Raw genomic sequence first — 2,108 nt, 5'->3', positions numbered from 1 at the left:
AGGCCACGCTCGCCGACATTGACACGTCCACTGCGCCCGGCTGCCAGCGCCTGACCGTCGAGGCCCGCTGCCCTGCTGCGCTCGTCTGGCTGACGGTGAATGGCGAGCCGGTCGCATTCCAGCAGGACGGCGGGATCGCGACCGCCAGCCTCGACATCGCTGGAAACACCCATATCCACAGCGAATGGCTGGAGCCCTATGCTCCCGTCGTCATCGCCTGTGCCAGCGATGGATCCGCTCAGTTCGCTATCGCTGAAAGTGGCTGAGAGGCAGTCCCCGGCTTATGCAAGCCGGCGGCGCAGGTTGTGGATGTGCGATGCGCCGACCCCGCAGCAGCCGCCGATCATGCTCGCGCCGCTTTCCGCCCAGTCGCAGGCAAAGCCCGCATAGCGGTCGGCCGAGAGGTCGTCGCGGATGGCGTGCAACGCTTCGTTTGCCGCGCCCTCCTCGTCCGATGTGAAGGCATTGGCGTAGACACCGATTTCGATGGGGCGCCCCGCGGCCCTGAGGATCGGGGCCGCCACGTCCACGGCCTGCCGCATGACCTCGGGACGGCTGCAATTGAACAGCAGGGCGGAGGCCGTGGAGCCGACGATCCACCGCGCCGCGTCCGCGACGCTTTCGCCGGACCGCAGCGCCGGGAGCCGGTTTTCCGCGCCCGGTTCGTCCTCCAGCGTGAAGGAAATCCAGAAGGGTTTTCCGCTGGCCGCCACGGCCTTTTCCACTGCTTCTGCCTCCGCAACGAGGCTCAGCGTTTCGCCGAGGAAGACATCGACAAAGGGCGTGAGCGCCTCGACCAGCACGCCGAGATAGTCCTGCACGCGATCCGGCTGGAACAGGTGCGGCTCGTAGGAGCCGAAGATCGGCGGCAGCGAACCGGCAACGCGAATGGAACGCCCCTCTGCCGCATCCGCAGCCTCGCGCGCCAGCCGTCCTGCAAGCGCGATCAGCCGCTGCCCGTCGGCGCGGAACCGCGCTTCGCCGATATGGAACGGCACCAGCGCATAGCTGTTCGTCGTCACGACATCCGTCCCTGCGGCGATGAATTCGTCATGCACGCGCCGGACGATATCAGGGCTTTCCATCAGGGCCAGCGCCGACCACTCCGGCTGGCGGAGTTCGGCCCCGAGGCGCACCAGTTCGCGGCTCATGCCGCCGTCGAGGATCGTCATGGATGTCATCGGTCCTGTCTCCCGCTCCGGTCGATATGCTACATTCTGCATGCAGAAAAAGAATCTACCTACGATTAAAATTGCATACAACTATTCGTAAAATTTAATCGATCCATAACCAGCCGTCTGTATACGAAAGGCAGTTCCACCCCGATAGGCGGCTATCCATGCGCAACATCCCGATCATCAGCAAGTTCCTCGTCATCCTTCTGGCCTTCGGCCTCTTCGTGGCCGGTGTCATCGCATACAGCAGTTCGAGACTTTCCTTCGTCAACACCAACTATATGGCGATGCTGCAGCAGGAATCCACGGCCACGCTGACGCTCGCGCGCACCAGCCGCAGCCTTGTCTCGGCCCGCGCCGGCATTGCCGATCTGCTGCTTGCCCGCACACCGGAAGCCAAGAAGGTCGCGCTCGCCGATATCGAGATGAGCAAGGGCTTCGTCATCCAGCAGCTGGATCTGTCGATGGCCGCTCTTCCCGGGCATGCCGCCTTTGCCGGGCTCAAGGCCGACAGCCTGAATTCGCTCGACACCGTTTGCGGCCCGCTGATCGCCGCCGCCGCGGCCACCACCAGCGATGCGGATATCGACCGCATGCAGGGTGAATTCCCGAAGAGCTGCCAGCCGGCCCTGAACGCCTCCATCGAGAAGGTGACGAACGAGATCACCGTCATGATGGACATGGCCGCAGCCCGCACGGCCGAGCTCGATGAAATCTCCGGTTCCACCATCGTCATGACGGTCGTCGGCGCCGCCATCGGCCTCGTCGTCATCCTCATCGCCGGCTTCTTCGCGGTCCGCGCCTGGATCGCCCGTCCGCTCAACACGCTGGCCGGCACCATGACCACGCTCGCCAACGGCAATCTCGACGTCACCGTCGCCGAAACCGAACGCCGCGACGAAGTCGGCGGCATGGCCCGCGCCGTCCAGGTCT

The 2,108-nt window shown here is 64.8% G+C and carries 3 protein-coding genes; 2 read left to right on the top strand and 1 reads right to left on the bottom strand.

All coding sequences use genetic code 11. From position 1 onward, the window contains the following. Positions 1-266: hypothetical protein (locus V8U06_RS29045; RefSeq protein ID WP_427143626.1), on the top strand; the 266-nt coding region annotated here is incomplete at its 5' end. 15 nt (positions 267-281) lie between these two features. Here the strand turns inward: V8U06_RS29045 and V8U06_RS29040 are convergent. Beyond that, positions 282-1,181 (bottom strand): homocysteine S-methyltransferase family protein, encoded by a 900-nt coding sequence (locus V8U06_RS29040; RefSeq protein ID WP_427143625.1) that lies wholly within the window; start codon positions 1,179-1,181, stop codon positions 282-284. 158 nt (positions 1,182-1,339) lie between these two features. On the opposite strand from V8U06_RS29040, the gene V8U06_RS29035 reads away from it, so the two are divergent. Then, the coding region (locus V8U06_RS29035) for a HAMP domain-containing protein (protein WP_427143624.1) at positions 1,340-2,108 on the top strand (769 nt) is incomplete at its 3' end.

The sequence above is a fragment of the Shinella sp. G-2 genome (assembly GCF_050172695.1).
Classification (GTDB): domain Bacteria; phylum Pseudomonadota; class Alphaproteobacteria; order Rhizobiales; family Rhizobiaceae; genus Shinella.
Note: the sequence above shows the minus strand (reverse complement) of the source record. Positions and strands in the feature narration are given on the sequence as shown.